13 protein-coding genes are annotated in these 21,050 nt (G+C 61.5%); 8 read left to right on the top strand and 5 right to left on the bottom strand.

Annotated elements, in window-relative coordinates; translation table 11 throughout:
• The first annotated feature begins 5 nt into the window (after positions 1 to 5).
• Positions 6 to 2,066 carry a hypothetical protein gene (locus PhaeoP97_RS00465; RefSeq protein WP_072503395.1) on the top strand — a complete coding sequence of 687 codons (2,061 nt, stop codon included), beginning with the start codon at positions 6 to 8 and terminating at the stop codon, positions 2,064 to 2,066.
• Between the two features lie 20 nt (positions 2,067 to 2,086).
• Here PhaeoP97_RS00465 and pbpC read toward each other — a convergent pair whose 3' ends face one another.
• Both pbpC and PhaeoP97_RS00455 read right to left on the bottom strand, forming a co-directional pair.
• Positions 2,087 to 4,129, bottom strand: coding sequence for a penicillin-binding protein 1C (pbpC, locus tag PhaeoP97_RS00460; RefSeq protein WP_072503394.1), 2,043 nt, complete (start codon positions 4,127 to 4,129; stop codon positions 2,087 to 2,089).
• A 65-nt stretch (positions 4,130 to 4,194) separates the two neighbouring features.
• Entirely contained in the window at positions 4,195 to 9,660 is a 5,466-nt protein-coding gene (locus tag PhaeoP97_RS00455; RefSeq protein ID WP_476742289.1) for an alpha-2-macroglobulin family protein, read from the bottom strand.
• A gap of 152 nt (positions 9,661 to 9,812) precedes the next feature.
• Between PhaeoP97_RS00455 and PhaeoP97_RS00450 the strand changes: the two genes are divergently transcribed.
• Complete coding sequence (locus PhaeoP97_RS00450; RefSeq protein WP_072503393.1) at positions 9,813 to 12,080, top strand: response regulator; 2,268 nt, start codon at positions 9,813 to 9,815, stop codon at positions 12,078 to 12,080.
• Between the two features lie 15 nt (positions 12,081 to 12,095).
• Here the strand turns inward: PhaeoP97_RS00450 and yaaA are convergent, their stop codons facing one another.
• The 3 genes from yaaA to PhaeoP97_RS00435 all read right to left on the bottom strand — a co-directional run bounded on the left by yaaA (position 12,096) and on the right by PhaeoP97_RS00435 (position 15,449).
• Positions 12,096 to 12,860: a peroxide stress protein YaaA gene (yaaA, locus tag PhaeoP97_RS00445; protein ID WP_072503392.1), complete on the bottom strand. Its 765-nt coding sequence runs from the start codon at positions 12,858 to 12,860 to the stop codon at positions 12,096 to 12,098.
• Between the two features lie 30 nt (positions 12,861 to 12,890).
• Positions 12,891 to 14,969, bottom strand: coding sequence for a DNA helicase RecQ (gene recQ / locus PhaeoP97_RS00440; protein WP_192849690.1), 2,079 nt, complete (start codon positions 14,967 to 14,969; stop codon positions 12,891 to 12,893).
• Positions 14,970 to 15,161: 192 nt separating this feature from the next.
• Positions 15,162 to 15,449: a YggT family protein gene (locus PhaeoP97_RS00435; protein WP_072503390.1), complete on the bottom strand. Its 288-nt coding sequence runs from the start codon at positions 15,447 to 15,449 to the stop codon at positions 15,162 to 15,164.
• A 134-nt stretch (positions 15,450 to 15,583) separates the two neighbouring features.
• Between PhaeoP97_RS00435 and PhaeoP97_RS00430 the strand changes: the two genes are divergently transcribed.
• The 6 genes from PhaeoP97_RS00430 (at position 15,584) to arfB (ending at position 20,984) form a co-directional block, all read left to right on the top strand.
• Complete coding sequence (locus PhaeoP97_RS00430; protein WP_072503389.1) at positions 15,584 to 16,171, top strand: acyl-CoA thioesterase; 588 nt, start codon at positions 15,584 to 15,586, stop codon at positions 16,169 to 16,171.
• A gap of 74 nt (positions 16,172 to 16,245) precedes the next feature.
• A complete protein-coding gene (locus PhaeoP97_RS00425; RefSeq protein ID WP_072503388.1) occupies positions 16,246 to 17,610 on the top strand; it encodes an MFS transporter in 1,365 nt (454 codons plus the stop codon).
• Positions 17,607 to 18,530 carry a penicillin-insensitive murein endopeptidase gene (mepA, locus tag PhaeoP97_RS00420; protein ID WP_072503387.1) on the top strand — a complete coding sequence of 308 codons (924 nt, stop codon included), beginning with the start codon at positions 17,607 to 17,609 and terminating at the stop codon, positions 18,528 to 18,530. Before PhaeoP97_RS00425 ends, mepA begins: the two co-directional genes overlap by 4 nt.
• Positions 18,503 to 19,432, top strand: a complete 930-nt coding sequence (locus PhaeoP97_RS00415) for an esterase-like activity of phytase family protein (protein ID WP_072503386.1) — start codon at positions 18,503 to 18,505, stop codon at positions 19,430 to 19,432. The genes mepA and PhaeoP97_RS00415 overlap by 28 nt, the downstream gene beginning before the upstream one ends.
• 170 nt (positions 19,433 to 19,602) lie before the next feature.
• A complete protein-coding gene (locus tag PhaeoP97_RS00410) occupies positions 19,603 to 20,235 on the top strand; it encodes a queuosine precursor transporter (protein WP_072503385.1) in 633 nt (210 codons plus the stop codon).
• Positions 20,236 to 20,564: 329 nt separating this feature from the next.
• A complete protein-coding gene (arfB, locus tag PhaeoP97_RS00405) occupies positions 20,565 to 20,984 on the top strand; it encodes an alternative ribosome rescue aminoacyl-tRNA hydrolase ArfB (protein ID WP_072506220.1) in 420 nt (139 codons plus the stop codon).
• Positions 20,985 to 21,050: the final 66 nt, after the last annotated feature.

Below are 21,050 nucleotides of genomic sequence, written 5' to 3'. Positions count from 1 at the left end.
GGGTGATGACACAGACGATCCTCTTTGATCCGCTGATCCCCTGGAGCATGATTGGCGTGCTCGGTGCGATCTCGTTGGCCGCGCTGGCCCTAGCGATCTGGCGCCGTCTGGCAGGCTGGCCCCTGCGGGCGCTGGCCGCCTTGATCCTGCTTGGTGCCCTCAGCGGTCCTGTTTACCAGATTGAGGATCGCACCCCACTGAGCGACATTGTTCTGGTCTTGGAGGATCAGACCGCCAGCCAGCGGTTGTCTGACCGAGGGGTACAGACCGCTGAGGCCCGCGCTGATCTTGAGGCCGCGCTGTCCGCACGTCCCAATACCGAAATCCGCTGGATCCCCGTACAAAGCGAGCCGCCCCGTGATGGCACCAGCGACAATAGCGGCACCCTGTTGATGAACGCGCTCGCCGAAGCGCTCGCCAATGTGCCACGTGGTCGGGTTGCAGGGATGATCGCGTTGAGCGACGGACAGATCCATGACATCGAACAGACCCCCGCCCTGCCCGCACCGCTGCATCTGTTGTTAACCGGTCGCCCCGGCGATTGGGACCGACGATTGATCGTCAAGAACGCACCCAGCTTTGCCATCATTGGCGAACCAGTGACCCTGACGCTGCGGATCGAGGATCAGGGCGAAGCCCCTGTCATAAATGGGCTTGCAGAGCTGGCCATCTCCATTGGCGGGGCCGAACCTCAGCGTTTCAACCTGCCGGTAGGGGTTGATTTCGACCTGCCGCTGACCCTGCCGCACGGCGGACGCAACGTGATCCAATTCACCACCCCAACTGCGGCTGGAGAGTTGACCAATCGCAACAATTCCGCCCTTGTCCAGATCAACGGCGTCCGTGATCGGCTGCGAGTCTTGCTCGTCTCTGGCGAACCTCATCCGGGCGGGCGCACATGGCGCAACCTGTTGAAATCGGACAGCGCTGTGGATCTGGTCCATTTCACCATTCTGCGCCCACCTGAGAAACAGGATGGCGTACCAGTGGACGAACTGTCGCTGATTGCCTTTCCTACCCGTGAGCTGTTTCTGGAGAAGATCAACGATTTCGACCTGATCATCTTTGACCGCTACAAACGGCGCGGCATTCTACCTGCGATCTACCTTGATAACGTTGCCGACTATGTTCAACGCGGCGGGGCCGTACTGGTGGCGGCAGGGCCAGATTTTGCCAGCGCCGACAGCATCTATCGCTCTCCCCTCTCCAGCATCCTGCCCGCCAGCCCCTCTGCCCGCGTGCTGGAACGCGCCTATCGGCCCGAGATTACCGATCTTGGTCAACGCCACCCGGTCACCGCTGATTTGACCGATTCTGACAGTTGGGGCCGCTGGCTGCGCCAGATTGAGGTCAACGTGCCCCAGGGACATGTCTTGATGAGCGGTGTCGACACCCGCCCACTGCTGGTGCTCGATCGCGTGGGCGAGGGACGCGTGGCACTCTTGGCCTCGGATCATGCCTGGCTCTGGAGTCGTGGCTACGAAGGCGGTGGGCCACAGTTGGAACTGCTGCGCCGACTGGCCCATTGGATGATGAAAGAGCCTGAACTGGAAGAAGAGGTCCTAAGCGCTGAGGCCACGGGTCAACGGATGCGCATTCAACGTCGCAGCCTTGGCGATGATGTCGGGCCTGTAACACTTACCAATCCCGACGGCAGCACCGCCAGTGTCACCCTGTTACAAACCGCGCCCGGGCGTTGGGAAGGACGTTACGAGGGGCCGGAACCTGGTCTTTATCGTTTGGAAGAGGGCAGGCAATCTACGGTCATTGGCCTTGGCCCAGCCGCCCCCCGTGAGTTCGAACAAACCATCGCCACTGGCGATGTGATGGCAGCGGCCGTTGCCCAGACCCGCGGCGGCGTGCGTGCGCTCCACGAAGGCGTGCCTGATCTGCGCGACGTGCGTCCCGGACGCGTTGCAGCCGGGCGGGGATGGATCGGACTGACCCCGCGCGATGCCTATCGTACGGTGTCAGTCAATCAGACACCTCTGCTTCCAGCCTGGCTGGTGCTGTTGATGGCCACAGCTGCAATCCTAGCCGGATGGCTGCGCGAAGGACGTCGTTGATCACCGCCTCACATTGGGGGCTATCCTCCGGGGCGGGTAATGCGGATCTGGACCTGGTCGGACATGCCATTGCGATCAACCACCGCAAGGGTCGAGAACCCCACCTCCATGGCAGGAACATCAATACTGCGACGGCGCGCGCCCATCACCACCGGTCGTTGATTGACAAGGACCAGAAACGGGGCCGCGCCGCCTTTGATCTGCAGGGTAATCTGCCCGTCGTCTGCCAGTATCAATATGGCACCATCCGGTGGAAACGCCAGTTGTAAGCTGTTGCCGCCCGGACCGCTACCATACCCACCCGGACTGTCAAATCGTTGCAATGGCAGCGGCAAATCAGCTGTGGAACCCCGCAGTGTTGCTGCAGGCGCGGGCGGCAGCGGGGCGAACCCCGTACCCAGTCGGCCAAAGACCTCAAACAACAGCGGTGCCGCCAGTTCCGCGCCAAAGGCACCCGGCACCGGCGTGCCATCCGCCCGCCCCAGCCAGACCCCAACCACATGACGACCATCCCAGCCAATCGCCCAGGTATCGCGGTGTCCGTAGGACGTCCCGGTCTTATAGGCGAGCACCCCCGCCGGGGCCCCCGGAGGAGGGAACAGCCCGCGCAGAATATCTGCGATCTGCCAGGCTGCGACCTTGGACAGCAGCCGCGGCATTCTCTCTTCTGTGGTGTCCATACGCACCCGCAAACGTGGTCCCTGCCCGCCGGCAGCCAGCCCTGCATAGACCTGCACCAGATCGCGTAGCGACAGGCCAACCCCACCGAGCGCCACAGCCAGACCTGCCTTGCCACCAGGCAATTGCGGCTGCGCGCCGCCGCGACGTAATGCCGCCATCAACCGGGCAGGTCCCAATGCCTGCATCAGCCGCACCACGGGGATATTCAACGACAGTTGCAGGGCTTGTCCGACACGGACATCGCCCCGAAACCGGCCATCAAAATTCTGCGGCTCATAGCCATCTATATCTATCGGACCGTCGTGGATCATGGTTTCGGGATGTGCCATTCCCTGATCAAAGGCCAGACCATAGATCAGGGGTTTCAGGGTGGAACCGGGCGACCGCGCAGCCCGCGTCATATCCACGAAACCCTGCCGTAGATCATCCCGGTAGCCAGCCGACCCAACCAATGCCAGGATTTCGCCATTCTGGTGATCCGCCACGACGACCGCAGCCGACAATCGGGCGTCCTGCCGCGCGGCGGTTTCAGCCACCAGCGTCGAAAGTCTTTGCTGCAGCCCGGCCTCCACCGTCAGGGCAATCAGCGCCTGTTCCGGGGTTTCAGCCGCCACCTGATCCGCCAGATGCGGTGCCAGCTGCGGAAAGGCCCGCATTTCCGTGGGAACCCCTGCGTGGCGGGCAGTTGCGCCGTCCTCAGCAGTCAGCACGCCAGCATCGACCATACGTCGTAGAACCCGGTCACGCGCCGCACGCGCATGCCTTGCAGCGCGATCCGGGCGACGGGCCTCTGGCGCTTGGGGGAGCGCCACCAGCAGCGCCGCCTGCGCCGGGGTCAGCCGTGATGGCTCCTTGCCAAACCAGGCATAGCTGGCCGCCCGCACACCTTCGATATTCCCACCATACGGGGCATGGATCAGATACAGCTCCAGTATCTGCCCTTTGGTCAGCCGACGCTCCAGCGCAAGCGCCAACCGTATCTGCCGCAGCTTGCCCGCCCAGCGCCCGGTACTGCCGTCTTCCAGCAATCGCGCAACCTGCATGGTCAGCGTGGACCCACCCGAAACCACCTGCCGCCACAACAACGCCTGCCCCGCTGCCCGCAGCAGGGCGATAAGATCAACGCCACTATGGTCGTAAAACCGCTTGTCTTCATAGCGCAGCAACATCGCCAGATAGCCCGAATCAACCTGACCCGCCGTGATCGCCATGCGCCAGATCCCATCGCCAACCGGATAGGCGCGTAGCAACTGACCATTGCGATCTCGCACCTCGGTTGCAGTCTCTGCCAGCGTGGTCGGCATCGGCGTACGGGCAACCCAGCCGTCAAACACCAGGCCAGCGACCACAACAGCCGCGCAGACCGCAGCCGTCAGTACCATGGCCTTCCGCCACCAAGCCCGTCTTGCGCCAGGCGGAGGGGGCGGTTGACCTGTCGCCCCCGTGATCACCGGACCTGCACACGGCCCGTGGCAGTGCGGGCGCGATAGTCAGGCCGATACATATCCTCAACCGAGGCGGCGGGACGGTGAAACAGACCTGGAGTCACCGCGCGGGCGACATAGGCCAGGGTGATGGCGCCGCCCGTCTCCTCATCGTCCCGACGCCGCAGATCCACCGCAGCCAGAAACCGATCTGAGCGGAATTCTGTATGACGGGCCTCGCTCAGCGACAACCAGTCCAAGCCGCGAAGATCACCGGATCGCAACAGGTTTGGATTGTCGATTTCTATACCGGCGGGCAGCGGATCATTGATCATCAACCGCGCACCGTTAGGTTCAAACGGTTTAACGCGCAGCACGGTGACAAAACGATCCCCCACCGCAAACTGATCCGATGGCAGTACGGTCCCCTCCATCGAGTAGTAGCTCCGTTCGATGCTGTAGCCAGTCCCACCTGCCGGGGCTGCCACCAGCGGCACACCCAGCGTGGTCAGGGTGATATCCACCTGTCTGCCGGACGCGGCCGTCAACGCTAGCGGTGCACTGTCCTGATCACCCTCCAGCACCTCGACCACAGGCCCCTCCGACGGTTGACCATTGATCAGCAGTCCCGACTCTTCGGCACGTCCGACCAATGCATGTGCAGCCATTAGCGTCCACGCGCTTTCCTGTGTGGACAAGGCCCGCCCATCACCCGCCAAACGCGCGCTCAGCTGGCGGCTGTCTACCGCTTCGGATCGGGCTTCGCTTGCAAGCGCAAGCACACCAGCCTGATCGCGCCGCAGACTGCCATAGTCAGCCCGCCAAAGGGTGGGGTTGGGATCCGCTTGCTGCACCATCACACCGGCCCGTGTAAACAACTGATCAGCCCGCCGCTGGTCTCCGTAGGCCGCAAGAGCGGCTCCGATTTGGGCAACCGCCAAAGGCGTGGCAAAATCCTCCGCCTTCACATCCGCATAATACCGCAGGTCGCCCATCGCGGCCTCACCCTCACGGGCCAGGACTAATAACGCATAGGCGATATCCTCACCACCGCTGTCAAAATCGGGGGCGTAGTTCACACGATTACGCAGATTGTCCAACGCCTGACGGAACCGGACATCCGGAACCGTGTAGCCCTGTGCGCGTGCGCGGCTCAGGAAATCACTGGCATAGGCATCCAGCCAGAAATCGCCGCTCTCGGCCCGCCACAGACCAAAGCCGCCATTGCTCGCCTGTCGTGTCAGAACCTGCTGAATGGCGCTGTCGATCTTGGCCGCAACACGCGGTCCATCGCCGAGCCCAGCCGCCTGTGCCACAGATGACAGATATAGCAATGGCAAGGCGCGCGACGTCACCTGTTCGGTGCAGCCATAGGGATAAAGGTCCAGACTGTTCAGCAGCCCAGGAACGTCAAACCGCGCCAGTGGACCTGCGGACATGACCGCACGGGCGCTCCCCGGGTTCAGCCCTGTAAAGACATCAGAAGAGAACAAAAAACTGTCTCCCGCCGCCAGCGTAAAGCGCCGGGTGGTGGCAACCATCGGATCATTGGCCCGCACCGGCAGGCGCAGGCTCTGTACCAGCGTCTCGCCTGCTGCCGTGGTCAACGTCAGCTCGATCTCAGGATCACCGACGGTCAGCGCCTCAACCGGCAGGATCAGGCTCTGACGACCCTGCTCCGTTAGTTCCACAGATTGTGGCAACTGCCCAAGGTTCAGGCCCGCTCCCAGCACCCGCGCAGACAGGGCAACCTGCCCGGCAGGACCATCGGCATGTGTGATGTCAATTTGCACACGGCTGGTATCCCCCGGAGCCAGAAAACGCGGCACATTAGCGCTGACCACCACGGGATCGCGCACCAGCATATCTTGCTCGGCCTGTCCAACCGCGCTCTGCGACCAGGCAACCGCCATCAGACGTACCGTGCCATTAATAGGCGGCACTGCGATGGGCAATTCAGCCTGCCCGTCGGAGCCAATCTTTACCGGCCCGGAAAACACCGCCATCAGATCCTGCGTCGGTGGTGGCGATTGCAACCGCATCCCGGCCCCCGCGTCCCCACCCGAACGAACCCGGCCAAGCGCCCCGTTGCCTGTCTCGATCAACCGACCATAGAGATCCCGCAGCTCCATCCCCAGACGCCGTTGACCGTAATAATGTGCTGACGGATCCGGGCTTTGAAAGCCGGTTAGGTTTATAATCCCCAGATCAACAGCGGCCAGCGTCAGCCAGACATCCTCACCGGGGGCGGCACCGGTCACCATAATCTTAGCCAGCTGCGTTGCACGCGGGCGGGCCACCTCAGGGACAGTCAGCCTCACCTCCAGCTCTTGCCCCGGTCGGGTAACGGTGGCGTGCGCCAGCCCAAGCGCGCGGGCTGGTGTCTGATCCGCCTTACCCGTCAGCGGCTGCACCACCATGGCAGAGACATAAGCACCGCTGCCCCAATCGGCACTAACGCTCAACGGGATAATGGTTTCTCCTGCGGACACCTCGACCATTTGCCGGTCAATCAGTTGGTTCGACATAACCGACACCAGCGCCGTCCCTGCCGCCCGCGACACCAGTCGCAGCCGCGCCGTATCGCCCGGCTGATAACTGTCGCGATCGAGAAAAACATCCAACTGGTCCGGCGTATCTGCACCCGCATCAGGCACATACCAGCCTGCATAGAAATCGGTCGAGGCCGCCGCATAAGGCGTGCCCTGATGTTCTACCACCAGTTCGTACTGCCCCCATTGCACAGGGTGTTCCAACATTAGCGGCGCCTGTGCGTTCAGCACCGCCTCGCCGGTGGCAATACGGCTACGGCGGGTTGTCGGTTCCCAGTTCCAGTTGCCGTAGAGCTGATACCATTGATAGCGGGTTTCCACCCGGTTCAATGTCCACCTGATCGGCATTTCCTGCTGTGCGCCATCGGGTGCCAGCGCAATCACCGAGAACCGCGCATCATCACCTTCAGCCACGACATCCTCAAACAGCGGCTTGATCCCGATCATTGCTCCATCCGGCAGCAAAGGCACCGAAATTTGTCGCTCCACCGGGCGAGCGGCCCCATCGGCGAGGCGGGTGGTGATGTCAGCCACCAGCGGCTGTCCCAGCGCGTCAATGTCCGGCAACAGGACCGAGATCTCGCCTTTGCCAGCGTCATCGGTGCGTATACCGCCGAAGGAACGGCTCTGCGGCGCAACAGTCTCATCATGGCGACCAAATCGGTAGCCCTCCCAACCGGCAATCTGCCCCGCCGGGCGCAGGGTGACCTCGCCTTCGATGCTCAGATCGCGACCGGGAGCCCCAAACAGATACCGGGCTGCAATCTGGAGCAGGCCGCTGGCACCGGGGCGCAGCTGCGGCACCGAGCCACTTGCCAAGGCCTGTGTGAAATCAATTCGCTCCGGCAGGAAATCTTCAACCAGGATCTGCTGGCTTGCCAAGGCCGGCGCTTTCGGATCTGACAGGATCGACAACCGCCATGTGCCACGGGGGGCCGTGCCACTGATGGGCAGGGAAAAGACGTGACCGCCAACTGCGTCTTGTTCAGACACGAGCCGGGCATATTCCACACCATCAGGCCGGGTCAGCACTGCGATCAGCGGCACACCCGGCAATGCCTGCGCCGCAGGATCACGGGCAAGCGCGGTGGCGTGGATCACCTCTCCGACACGGTAAGCGCCACGATCCGTTGTCAGGAAAACGTCAATCGGCCCCGGAGCCTGTCGGCCCTCGACTCCTCGATCCGACAGATCAAACGCGGCATCCCGCAGCGACAGAAACGCAAAATCGTCGGCGCCTGGATCGCTCGCGCCGGTCTGTGCCATCACAACAGCCGGAGCCGCAGCCCCCTGGCCTCGGGTCAAACCAGCGTCGAACCGGGCATAGCCATCAGCGTCACTGATCGCCGCCCCCAGCACCGCATTGGCATTGGAAATCAGCTGAACCTTCACACCCTCGCGTGGCTGCGCATCCGACAATCCCTGCACCTGCACATGCAACCCATCGCTGCCCATCATCGTGCTCAGGCCCAGATTGGTCAGGACAAACCACTGCGTGGCCGCCGGATTGTCATAGGGATCTGCCCCTGGCACCTGTGCGCTGAGCGCGTAGACACCAACCGGTTGATCCGCCAACGCCTTTTGCAGCGGCAGCCGGGTGGTAACTGTCTGGTTCAGATCCTGTGACACCTCGGCGGTGCCGGTCCAGATCTCCTCTGCGATATCAGTGGCGAACTGCTCGTCCTGCCATTGTGACAGCGGGCGTGCAAAGTAGTCTTCCTGCAAGGTGCGCAGCAGGTTGCGATCACTGACCCGACGCAGCCGCAGATCCAGTGTCGTGGCATTCACCGTCTCTACCGGCACTGCCACCTCATCACCTTTGGGCAGAACATAGGACCGGCCCGAAAAGCGAACGCTGGGGCTGCGGTCGCGAATATAGTGGGTCAAGGTAACATCCTTGGCCAATGTCTCATCATTTCCCGCAGGCAGTCCACGGCGCAACGTCAGGCGATAACGAGACCCATGTTCGACCCCCTCCACGCACAGTTCGCGCCCGGCCGACTCAGCCACCAGTCTCGGGTCGGCAAGTTTCACGAAATCGCTGTACTCGACCCCGGTGCGGGACAAATCTTCTGAAAATTCGACACAAATACGTGGCGCATCGCTGTCGCTCTCAACCCGGCTCCCGGTGATCCGAAATCCGTATTTGTCAATTGCACGGTCCAGCCGCTGTACAATCTTCGGAGTATTTGCACGGTCAGCAGCCAACCGTAACAGGGTCAGCGAAGCCCGCCCCCGGCCCAATTGTTCCAGCGCGCCTGCGGCCGTAACAAGCGCATCCGCTTGCCCCTCCGCCGCCGGGCTGCGCACATAGCTGTTAAGGGCGGCGGCGAGGGCCTCTTCGTGATACCGCCGCTGCGCCAAACCATTGGCCTCCTGACGCAGCAGGGCGCGGGCATAGTCCAACCAAAGATCAGCTCGGTCGCTCAAGACAACCGCCTCCGCCAACCAGCGCAGAGCCGCAGTGGGTGTGCTATTCTGGGCCGCTGCGGTCAGATCCCCGACACTGGCTTCACCGGTGGGAAAGCGCAGCCCAAGGTTTTCCGCCTGTTTGACAGCGGCTGTCAGATCTGCCTCTTGCAGTCCCTGCAACTGTGCGGCGCGTTGATCAGCGCCCTGCTGCAGTCTAGCGCTGGCATCCAGTTTCAGAGCTGAAAATGCGCCTTCATAGGGCGATGGCTGATCCATTGCCGATTTTGGAAAACAGGCGTTAGACCGGCTGTTGAAGGCAAAGCCAACGCAATCCGACTGCGCCGAACAGGCCCGTGCGCAACTGCGCATGTCGGTATCGAACAGCGGGCCAAGATCAGCACCAAAATGATCGGTATCGCGGCGAACAATATACCGGATATCGGGAAGAATGGACTCTGCTGAAACAACTAGGGGTTGAAATGCAAAGCCACAGAGAAGTACAACAAATGAAATAAGCACACGCACTGGGGAACCCTCCAAAACTGCGTTGAGGCTGGCACGGGGTTAACGCCATAGCAAGGTATCGCACCGTAACAGATGAGCTAATCTCAATTTAATCTCTGCCCCCCAAGCTGGGGCAAGCTGTTTGTGTTGGTTTTTATGTGGAGTTCGCAGGGATGAACCTTGCTGACAAATTAACGGAAGAACGACGTGCGCGTCTCGCGGCGGAGCGCCTGCTTGAGTTAAAGCAGGCGGAGCTTTCGGCAGCCAACCGCAAACTCGGGCGCCACGCGCTGGCCCTGACCCGCCAGATCGGTGTCACCCAGGCCGAGGTCGCAACCGTTCGCGACGAAAACGCCAAGGTAAAATCAGATCTCTCTACCGCCAATGAAAAGGTCGAAAGGGCTGAGCGTCGCCTCTGGCACTCGATCCAGGCGTTTCAGGATGGGTTTGCGTTCTTTGATGCTGACAGCAAGCTGATCGGCGCCAACACCGCCTATCTGAACCTCTTCGACGGCTTGGATGAAATCACGCCCGGCGTATCCTATGTGCGGATGCTCCAGGTGCTCACCGACGAAGGGCTGGTCAATACCGAAGAACAAGATCCCGACCACTGGCGTGCCCAGATGGCCGACCGCTGGCTCTCGCCTTCGCCCGAACCGGTGGTGGTGCGCATGTGGGATGATCGCTATCTGCGGCTGCTCGACCAGCGCGGGCATGGCGGCGATATGGTCAGCCTTGCGCTCGATATCACGTCTACCGTGCAATACGAGGAAGAGCTGCAAGCCGCCCGTGAACGCGCCGAGGCCGCGAACCGTGCAAAATCTGCCTTCCTGGCAAATATGTCCCACGAAATCCGCACGCCGATGAATGGCGTGGTCGGCATGGCCGAGCTGCTCAGCGATACCAATCTCAGCGAAGAACAGCAGCTGTATGCAAACACGATCAAAAACTCTGGCGAGGCCTTGCTGGTCATCATCAATGACGTTTTGGATTATTCGAAAATCGAGGCGCAGAAACTGGAGCTGCATACCCAGCCCTTTGATCTGGAGCGCAGCGTCCATGAGGTGCTGATGCTGCTTCAACCCACCGCGCGTGACAAGGGGCTGACCCTGCTCTTGGATTATGACCTGTTCCTTCCCACCAGTTTTGTCGGCGATCCGGGGCGCATTCGCCAGGTCCTGACCAATCTGGTGGGCAACGCGGTGAAATTCACCTCTTCCGGTCATGTGGCGCTGCAAATCACCGGCATTTCGAATGCCGATACCAAGATCTGCTCGATCCATGTCACGATCGAGGATACCGGCATCGGCATCCCCGAAGACAAAGCCCAAGACATCTTTGGCGAATTCAATCAGGTCGAAGACGAGCGCAATCGCCAGTTCGAGGGCACCGGGCTTGGCCTTGCGATCTCCAAACGCCTGATTGAACTGATGGGCGGCGAAATCTGGGTCGAAAGCCAAGAGGGCAAAGGCTCCTGCTTCGGCTTCCGTGTAGAACTCCCGGTGGCGCAAGGGGCAGCAACCAGCATTCCAGCGCTGCCCAAAGGGCTATGTCAGGTTGTGGTGATTGATTCCCAATCTGTGATGCGCGATGTCCTGAGCAAGCAGCTGGCAACGCTTGGGCTAGAAGTCACCGTGTTTGACAGCGGTGCGGCCGCGATTGCAGGCATGCCCGGCGATGTCGATCTGGTGGTTTGTGACGAAAAATTGCCTGATCAAGAGGGGGTGCAACTGGCGAAGAAACTACGTTCTGGCCCCTTCGCCAAGGTGCCAATCCTGATGCTCAGCAACGACCCAACCGCACCAAGAAATTCAGATGTGCAATCGGTCACCGACAGCGTTTTGCTAAAACCGATCCAGAGAGACGAGTTGTTCCAACGGCTGATGGACCTGCCAATTGGCGGTGCTGTATCCAGCCCGCCCATGCCCGCGGAACCGCAAACTCCAGAACCCGCCCAGACAGCGACAGCGACGATAACGGCTGTTTCTCTGCCGCCGGTCACCACTGTCCCCGTCCAGCGATTGATGCGTGTGCTGGCGGCCGAAGACAATCGCACCAACCAGCTTGTCTTTCGCAAGATGGTGAAGGATCTCAATATCGACCTTCAATTTGCCAACAACGGTATCGAGGCAGTGGAGTCCTATCAGTCTTTCCAGCCTGACCTGATCTTCATGGACATCTCCATGCCACTGATGGATGGCAAAGAAGCGACACAGAAAATCCGTGCCCTGGAACATGGAACCGGCACCTATGTGCCCATTGTCGCGCTGACGGCCCACGCCATGACGGGCGATTCAGAAGGCATTCTGGCCGCAGGGCTCGATCATTATCTGACCAAACCGCTGCGCAAGGCGCTGATCCTTGAACGCCTGCATGCCTATTTGCCCGCAGAGGCCGCGCCGCTCGTCCCCGAAGATCTGAACCAGACAGGCGCAGCCTGATCTTTTTGCCACCGGTCAGCCCGCGCGCAGAAACACCGGCTGGTCCGGCTTCGACAGCTCCGGCATATGGTGATACCCACCGCTGTCAAACATCTCTAACGCAGCCGGATCGTTTAAGCGGTTCTGGATGATATAGCGGGTCATCGCCCCCCGTGCCCGTTTGGCATAAAAGCTCACCACCTTCGGTGTGCCGTTTTTGTCTTCCATAAACACCGGCGTCACCACCCGCAGCTTCAACGCGGTCTGGTCTACCGCGCCAAAATACTCCTGGCTCGCACAATTTACGAGAACCTTTGCATCCACGACGTCAGCCTGAGCATTCAATGCATCAGAAATCTCACGACCCCAGAATTCATACAGCGACTTACCGCGTGGCGTCTTCAGCCTCGATCCCATTTCCAGCCGATAGGCCTGCATCGCATCCAGCGGGCGCAACGACCCGTATAGGCCCGACAGAATGCGGAAATGATCTTGGGCCCAACTCATCTCATCCGCGTCCAGCGAACCCGCTTCCAACCCCTGATAGGTATCACCCGCAAAGGCCAGTGCGGCGGGACGTATATCATCGCTGCCCGGATCAGCCGCGAAATTCTGAAACCGCTCGTGGTTCAGCCTGGCCAGATCCTCGCTGATATGCATCAGCTTCATCAGATCGGCGACCGACAGATCGCGTGCCACTGATGCCAATTCCGTCGCGGCGTCATGCATGGCGGGCCATGTCATCTCAACGTCGCGCTCGCTCCAGTCCAGCTTTTTGGCCGGAGAAGTCACTACCAGCATACTCTGCCCCCGTTTGGTTCTTGGCAAGACCTAGCCCGCGCCGCGCAAGACGTCCAGAAACGCCGCCGCAAAACGTTCCGCGCGGCGCTCCCCTAACAGTCTTGTGATCGCCATTTCGTCCTGCGGGCGCATCTGCGCCAGCTTGGCCAATTGTGCCGCAGAACAACTTAGTGGCTTTTCTGTGCCATCGCTGCCGCGCGCCAATTGGGTTTGCGTTTCCAACAGCGCATCATAAAGCGACCCGGCATAACGCCCGGCCAATTTGCGCCGCATAGGGTGCAACGCCTCACTCTCGCCAGTGATCACCGACAGGAATGCGCTGCCATAGCGTTCCAGCTTCTTCGCCCCGACCCCACCAATCCGCGCCATCTGGTCCAGCGAGCTGGGGCGGGTTTCGGCCATCTCGATCAGGGTTCGATCCGGGAAAATGACATAGGCCGGTACTTTCTGCGCCTCCGCCAGCGCGCGCCGCTTGGCTTTCAGTGCCGACAGCAGCGGCGCGTCCTCATCCGACACCAGCGCCTTCACGGCGGGGCTGCGCTTGGCTGAGCTGATGGTGTCGCGACGCAGGGCAATGTCCTGTTCGCCGCGCAGAACCGGCAGCGCCGCCTCGGTCATCCGCAAAGCGCCATGGCGTTCGGGATCCGGGCGCACCAGATCATGGCCCATCATCTGCCGGAACACCGCCTGCCACTGCCGTTTGCCGTATTCCTTGCCACAGGCGAAAACCGACAGGTCGTCATGCCGCTTGTCGCGCACCCGGTCGGTGATATTGCCCACCAGAATGTCGATCAGATGTCCTGATCCATAAGTCTCATTCGTCCGCAAGATCGCCGACAACGCCTTGCGCACCGCAGTGGTGCCGTCGAACACATCCACGGGCTGATCACAGAGATCACAGTTGCCGCAGGGCTCAGCCGCCTCACCGAAATAGGCCAGCAGGGTTTGCCGCCGACATTTCAGCGCCTCAGCCAGCCCCAACAGCGCATTCAGCCGCGCATGATCCGCGCCACGCCGCTCCGCAGGCGCCAGCCCTTCGTCAATCTGACTGCGGCGCAGGCGAATATCCTCCGGCCCGAACAGGGTCAGTGTCTCAGCAGGCGCGCCATCGCGGCCACCACGGCCAATTTCCTGATAATAGGCTTCGATGGATTTGGGCAGATCTGCATGGGCGACCCAGCGAATGTCGGGCTTGTCGATGCCCATGCCAAAGGCCACTGTCGCCACAACAATCAGCCCGTCCTCACGGGCAAACCGTGTTTCCACCCCGCGCCGATCTTCGGCGTCCATGCCGCCATGGTAATAACAGGCCGCGTGGCCCGCCTCGCGCAGCCCCGCCGCCAATGCCTCGGTCTTGGCACGAGTGCCGCAATAGACGATGCCGGATTGCCCCTTGCGAGCGGCAGCAAATTCCAGAATCTGGCGGCGCGGGCTGTCTTTGGTGGCAAAGGCAAGATGGATATTGGGACGGTCAAAGCCCCGCAGAAAACTGCGCGGCGCCTCGCCATCAAACAGCTTCTCGACAATCTCTTCGCGGGTTTCCTGATCTGCTGTCGCGGTAAAGGCCGCCAGAGGCACGTCCAATGCCCGCCGCAACTCACCGATGCGCAGGTAATCCGGGCGGAAATCATGGCCCCACTGGCTGACGCAATGCGCTTCATCTACGGCAATGAGACTGACACCAATCCGCCGCAGCATGCCCATCGCCGCACCCGAGGCCAGACGCTCCGGCGCCATATACAGTAGCTTCAGCCGCCCCTCCTCAATCGACTGCCAGACCGCTTCGGTTTCTTCGTCGGTATTGCCGGAGGTCAGCGCCCCGGCAGTCACGCCGACCTCCTGCAACGCCCGCACCTGATCCCGCATCAGCGCAATCAATGGCGAGATTACCACTGTAATCCCTTCGCGCAGCAGCGCGGGCAGTTGGAAACACAGGGATTTGCCGCCGCCGGTTGGCATGATCGCCAGAACATTCTCGCCAGCTGTCACCGCATCAACGATCTCTTCCTGACCGGGTCGAAACCCGTCAAAGCCGAAGATCTCGCGCAACAGCGGTGTTGCACCGGTTGCGGACGCAGCAGGTGACGTCGCACCACTGGGGGCGGTCATTTCCGGCGAAACTGCGGACATGGGGGCGGTGGGCCTCGTTTTTGGTGATCTGCTCGTCTTGGCAATCACAATCCCACAACCGGATTCAGGCGGCAAGGGTCAGCGCCCCTCGCAATGGGGTAGCGCGTAGAAAAAGACCGCCGCAAGCCATGGCCCCGGCGGTCAATCAAAACGGCAGAAGCCATCCTGCAATCAGTAGAACATCGCGATATTGTTGGCCAGAATGATCCGCAACGCGTAAACCGCGATCAGCACCACCAACGGCGCCAGATCCAGCCCCTGCATATTGGGAAGAATGCGACGAACCGGCGCATAAAGCGGCTCTAACAAGCGGTTCAGGCCGTACCAAACCTGTGACACAAACTGTTGATTGAGGTTCAGAACCTGGAAATTGATCAACCAGCTCATGATCACATGGGCGATGATAAAGAACCAGACGATGTCTAGGATCAGCATCAGAATTTGAAACAGCGACAGCATCTCTTGATTTTCCCTTTTTGGAGCTTGTTCACAGGTAAGCGCGCCCGCGCAAAATCGCAAGACTGCCGCGAGGTTGCGGTTGACGTGCTGTAAACACATGGCAACACGGGCACATCACACAGGAGAGCGCGCCCATGTTTCCCATCGTCCGCCTGATCAAGGATCTGCTGGTTGCCCGCCGGATGCCGCCGCTGGATCTGACCGAAACCCATGTCTCGCGCCACATTTGCTGGCCCTGGGATCTGGACATCTGGATGGAGCTGAACAACGGCCGCGCCATGACGCTGTATGATCTGGGCCGCACCATGCTGGCGCAGCGTGTCGGCCTGATCGGCGCTTTGCGCAGCCGTCGCTGGGGCATGACCGTTGCGGGCACCACCGTGCGGTTCCGTCGCCGTATTCGCGGGTTTGAACGGTTTGAGATGCGCAGCCGCGCGGTGGCCTGGGACGATCGCTTCATCTACCTCGAACAATCCATGTGGAAATCCAACGGCGACTGCGCCAGCCACGTAATGCTGCGCACCGCGATCACCGACGCCAAGGGGATCGTCTCGCCGCAGGAGGTGCTGAAAACCATCGGCCGCACCGACAGCGCCGCGCCACAGATGCCCGATTGGATCAAGGCCTGGTGCGAGGCCGACGCAGGCCGCCCCTGGCCGCCGATGATGCCGACAGAAACAGTGGCTCCTGATGCATCCGCTGCTCAGGACACGCTTGCCTAACCCCACACCGGCCTGTCATACCGAAAGGTAATGACAAAAGACCACGACAGGCATCGGGCGAGGGAAGACGAGGCATGACGCAGATTTCCATGCGCAAGCGCATCTGGGGCTGGTGGGCCTTTGATTGGGCCAGTCAGCCCTATCACACCCTGCTGGTGACCTTTGTCTTTGCGCCCTTCTTTGCTGCGGTTGCCGCCGATTATTACCTAACCCAAGGGCTCGCGGATGAGGCGGCAAAGGCACAGGCGCAGACCGTCTGGTCGATGTGCCTGACCATCACCGGCCTGATGATCGGCCTTGGCGGGCCATTCTTGGGCGCGCTCGCCGATATTTCCGGGCGCAAGCTTCCGTGGATTATGGTCTTTTCGCTGATGTATATCACCGGCGCCTGGGGGCTGTGGTTCATGGATCCGGGCGGCTCGAACCTGTGGTGGATGCTTATCAGCTTTGGCTTTGGCTTTATCGGTGCGGAATTTGCGCTGATCTTCGTCAATGCGCAGCTGCCCTCGCTTGGCAACAAAGAAGACGTGGGCACCATCTCCGGCACTGGTTTTGCCATCGGATACCTTGGCGGGGTAATCGCGCTGTTTCTGATGTTGGCGCTGTTTGTTGAACAGGGTGACGGCAAGACGCTGATCGGGATTGACCCCATTTTGGGGCTGGATGCGGCGCTGCGCGAAGGCACCCGCGCTGCGGGTCCGCTGACCGCAATCTGGTTTGCCGTGTTCATCATCCCCTATTTCCGCTGGGTCCACGACGATGCCATCACCGGCGCACGGGGCCGGTTCGGCGATGCCATCCGCTCGGTCGGGCGCGCCATCGCCAATCTGCGCCATCGCGCCAGCCTGACCGGCTATCTGATTTCTTCGATGCTCTACCGTGATGCCCTGAACGGGCTTTATGCCTTTGGCGGGATCTACGCGCGGCTGGTCCTGGGCTGGGAAATCACCCTCATTGGCATCTTCGGTATCATCGCGGTGATCTCCTCGGCGCTGTTCAGCTGGCTAGGTGGCCTCGCAGATCGCCGGTTTGGCCCAAAACCCGTTATCACCCTGTCGATCCTGATCCTGACGGCTGTGTGTTTTCTGGTCGTGAACATGTCGCGCGACCAGTTCTTTGGCGTGACCCTCGCGGCAGGTTCCGGCCTGCCTGACACGGTTTTCTTCGCCTGCGGCGTGCTGATCGGCGGCTTTGGTGGCATACTGCAAGCCGCCAGCCGCAGCCTGATGGTACGCCACACCACCCCCGAAAACGCCACCGAGGCGTTTGGCCTCTATGGTCTTTCGGGGCGCGCAACTGCCTTTCTTGCCCCCGCATTGATCGGCATCGCCACCACCCTGACCGGCAGTGCCCGCCTTGGGATTGCACCGGTCATTTTCCTGTTCATTATCGGACTCATCGTCCTGCGCTGGGTCAATGCAGAAGGAGACCAGAGTTGAAGTTCAGTCGATACATCACCCTCACCGCCCTCCTGTTAACCGCCTGCGGCCCCGCCGCAGACAGCCGCTCGCCCACCGTAAAGCAGGTGGTCAGCCGCTCTGCCGACACCGGCGTGCCCGCCAAACAGCTGTTCGGGGCCAAGCGCAACGGCTCTGCCCAGAAACCTGCACCACATGGCTCCTACGCCAAGGGCTGCGTTGCCGGCGCGGAACAGCTGCCCCAGACTGGCCCCACCTGGCAAGCCATGCGCCTGTCGCGCAATCGCAATTGGGGCCATCCCGAAACCATCGATTTCATCAAGGATCTGAGCCGTATTGCCGCCCGTCAAAACGGCTGGAACGGGCTTTATGTCGGCGATATCAGCCAGCCGCGCGGCGGGCCGATGCTGTCGGGTCACCGCAGCCATCAGATGGGGCTGGATGCCGATATCTGGATGCTGCCGGCCAAGCGTCTCGATCTGTCTGTGGCCGAACGCGAGAAGATCTCGTCGATCTCTCTGCGCCGGGCCAAGGGCGCCTATACCAATTCCAACTGGACCCCTCAGCATCACGCCATCCTACGCGCCGCCGCGAAGGATGATCGCGTCGCCCGGATCTTTGTCTTCCCGGGGGCCAAGGTGCAGATGTGCAACGACGAGAAAGGCAACCGGGACTGGCTGCGTAAAATCCGGCCCTGGTACCTCCACCACTATCACTTCCATGTGCGGCTGAAATGCCCCGATGGTACGCGTGGCTGCGTCAATCAGGATCCACCGCCCCGCGGTGATGGCTGCGACGATGCCCGCCAATGGGTCAAGGACATCCTAAGCCCGCCGCCACCGAAACCCCGCGACCCCAATGCGCCCAAGCCCAAGCCTCGGCGCGAGCACACTCTATCGGATCTGCCTCAGCAATGCGCCGCCGTTCTGCAATCAAACTGAGCCTCGGCGTTGTAACCGCTCTTGGCCTCGCTCTGACCGCGCTGGTGGCCTATCGCCCTGTCGCCTCCGCCGCCCAGCCCGGCGGGGCGCAGTTCATCGCAGCCTATCGCTGGACCCACCCGGCCAAGTGGTTTGGTGGGTTCTCCGCGCTCTCGCTGTCACCGGACGGGCGGCAGATGACCGTGGTCAGCGACCGCGCCACCATCGTCACCGCCCGGATTGAGCGCAGCCCGGAGGCGATGCAGCCGATCAAGGCGGTGACCCCGACCGAGGCTCATAAGCTGCGCGCCTCAGACGGTGCGATCCTGCGCGGGCGCATCGTCGATGCAGAAGGTCTCGCCATAGCGCGGGACGGCACCCTCTTCATCTCCTTCGAAGGGGTCTCGCGCGTGGCCCGCCACCGCCGGGGTGACAGCCGCGCCGAGGTCCTGCCCCGTCCCAAGGCCTTCCGCCGCCTGCCCCTGAACAAGGCGCTTGAGGCGCTGGCCATCGACAGCGAAGGCCACCTCTACACCCTGCCGGAACGCGCGCTGACTGCGGCGGGTGATATTCCGGTCTGGCGCTGGAACGGGACCCGCTGGGATCGCCCTTTCGTGCTGCCCAGCCGGGGTAACTTCCTGCCCGTGGGGGCGGATTTCGGTCCCGATGGCCGGTTCTACCTCTTGGAACGCAACTTCGGCCTGATCGGGTTTCGCAGCCGTCTGCGGCGTTGGGATCTCACACCGGATGGCATCAGCGGTGAGGTTACCTTGCTGGAAACCGGCCTTGGGCTGCACGACAATCTGGAAGGCGTGTCGATCTGGCGTGATCAAAGCGGCGCGCTGCGTGCCACCATGGTCTCCGACGACAATTTCAAATCGCTGCAACGCACCGAACTGGTGGAATACCGGCTGCCCGACTAGGTCCTCACACGCCGCGCACCGGCACCAGAACAGGCACCAGAACAGGTACCAGCACAGGCGCGCGCCCTGACAAACCCCTTGCCCAAACCGCAGCTTTTCCGCTATTGGGCCTGATCTTTCGCATTGGCGAAACAAGTCTCCGCGACCTTGTCTAAAAAACGGACTGCAAAATGACACGCTCTTATCTACCTGGCATTCTTGCCATGGCCGCCATTGTCGTGGCCTCCAACATCCTGGTGCAATTTCTGTTCGGCCAATGGCTGACCTGGGGTGCCTTCACCTACCCCATCGCCTTTCTCGTCACTGACGTGACCAACCGCGTCTATGGCACCGGCCCCGCCCGCCGGGTGGTTCTGGCCGGTTTTGTCGTCGGCGTCATCTGCTCGCTGATCGGCACGCAGATCATGGGCGAATTCGGCCCGCTCGTGACCCTGCGGATCGCCGTTGCGTCCGGTCTCGCGTTTCTCACCGCACAGCTGCTGGATGTCTCGATCTTTGCCGCCCTGCGCAATGGCGCCTGGTGGCGCGCGCCGCTGGCCTCCACCCTGATTGGTGCCTCCGTCGATACCGCGCTGTTCTTCAGCATCGCGTTTTCCGGCGCTCTGGTCTGGCTGGAACCCAGCAATGACGTCAGCTGGGCCGGTGAGATGCTGCCGATCCTTGGCACCGGTCCCGTGGCCCCGCTCTGGGTCTCGCTCGCCGTTGCGGATTGGGGCGTTAAGGTCGGTCTGGCACTCCTGGCCCTGATCCCCTTCCGCCTGATTGTGGCCCGTTTGACACGCGCCAAGGCTACCGCAAACTGACACTTTGCTTTTTTTATTTGGAGATCCTTCCGTTCCGTGCCACCATCCTGAGTAACGGAAACAAAGAGAAAAGGAGGTGATCCAGTGTCCAGAAAGGTATTGGAGCAATGCGTAGCAACAACCGGAGCGGCGGGCCTCTGAGGCAGCCCTCTCTGGCAGCAGCCATCCGGCTGGGTCTCGGACCCTAACCTGCCTTTGCTCTTACAAACTTTCGGAAAGGGCCGCCTCGCTAGGGGCGGCCCTTTTTGCGTGACACGCAGTCCACAGTGCCCAGCCCGACCCCGGCTTTCGCTTGGACCTTGGCCAATCCCCGCAGTATGGTCCGCCCCATGTTGCGTATCACCGACACCATTGCCCTTCAGGATTGGGAATTGACCGAAAGCTTCATGCGCGCCTCCGGGCCCGGAGGGCAGAACGTCAACAAAGTATCCTCAGCCGTTGAACTGCGATTCGAGGCAGCACGCTCGCCCGCCCTGACTCCGGCCGTAAAATCCCGGCTCAAGCGATTGGCCGGCCGTCGCTGGACCAAGGACGGTGCGATCATCCTGCAATGTGACGAAACCCGCTCGCAGCAGCGCAACCGCGAGCTGGTGCGCGACCGGCTGGCCGAGCTGATCCGCCAGGCTCTGGTTGTCCCCAAACGCCGCATCGCCACCAAGCCCACACGCGGTTCAGTGCGTCGCCGCCTTGATGCCAAACGCCAGCGCAGTGATGTCAAAGCGACGCGCGGTAAGATCGACCCAGATTAAGACAGGCGATTGCACTGACCCCCGCTCTCGGCCAAGCTGCCGCAAAGTCAATCGGGGAGAGAGCAT

Origin of the sequence: Phaeobacter porticola (assembly GCF_001888185.1) — a bacterium.
Taxonomy (GTDB): Bacteria; Pseudomonadota; Alphaproteobacteria; order Rhodobacterales; family Rhodobacteraceae; genus Phaeobacter; species Phaeobacter porticola.
The sequence above is the reverse complement of the archived record's forward strand: the minus strand, read 5'-3'. Positions and strand labels throughout refer to the sequence as shown.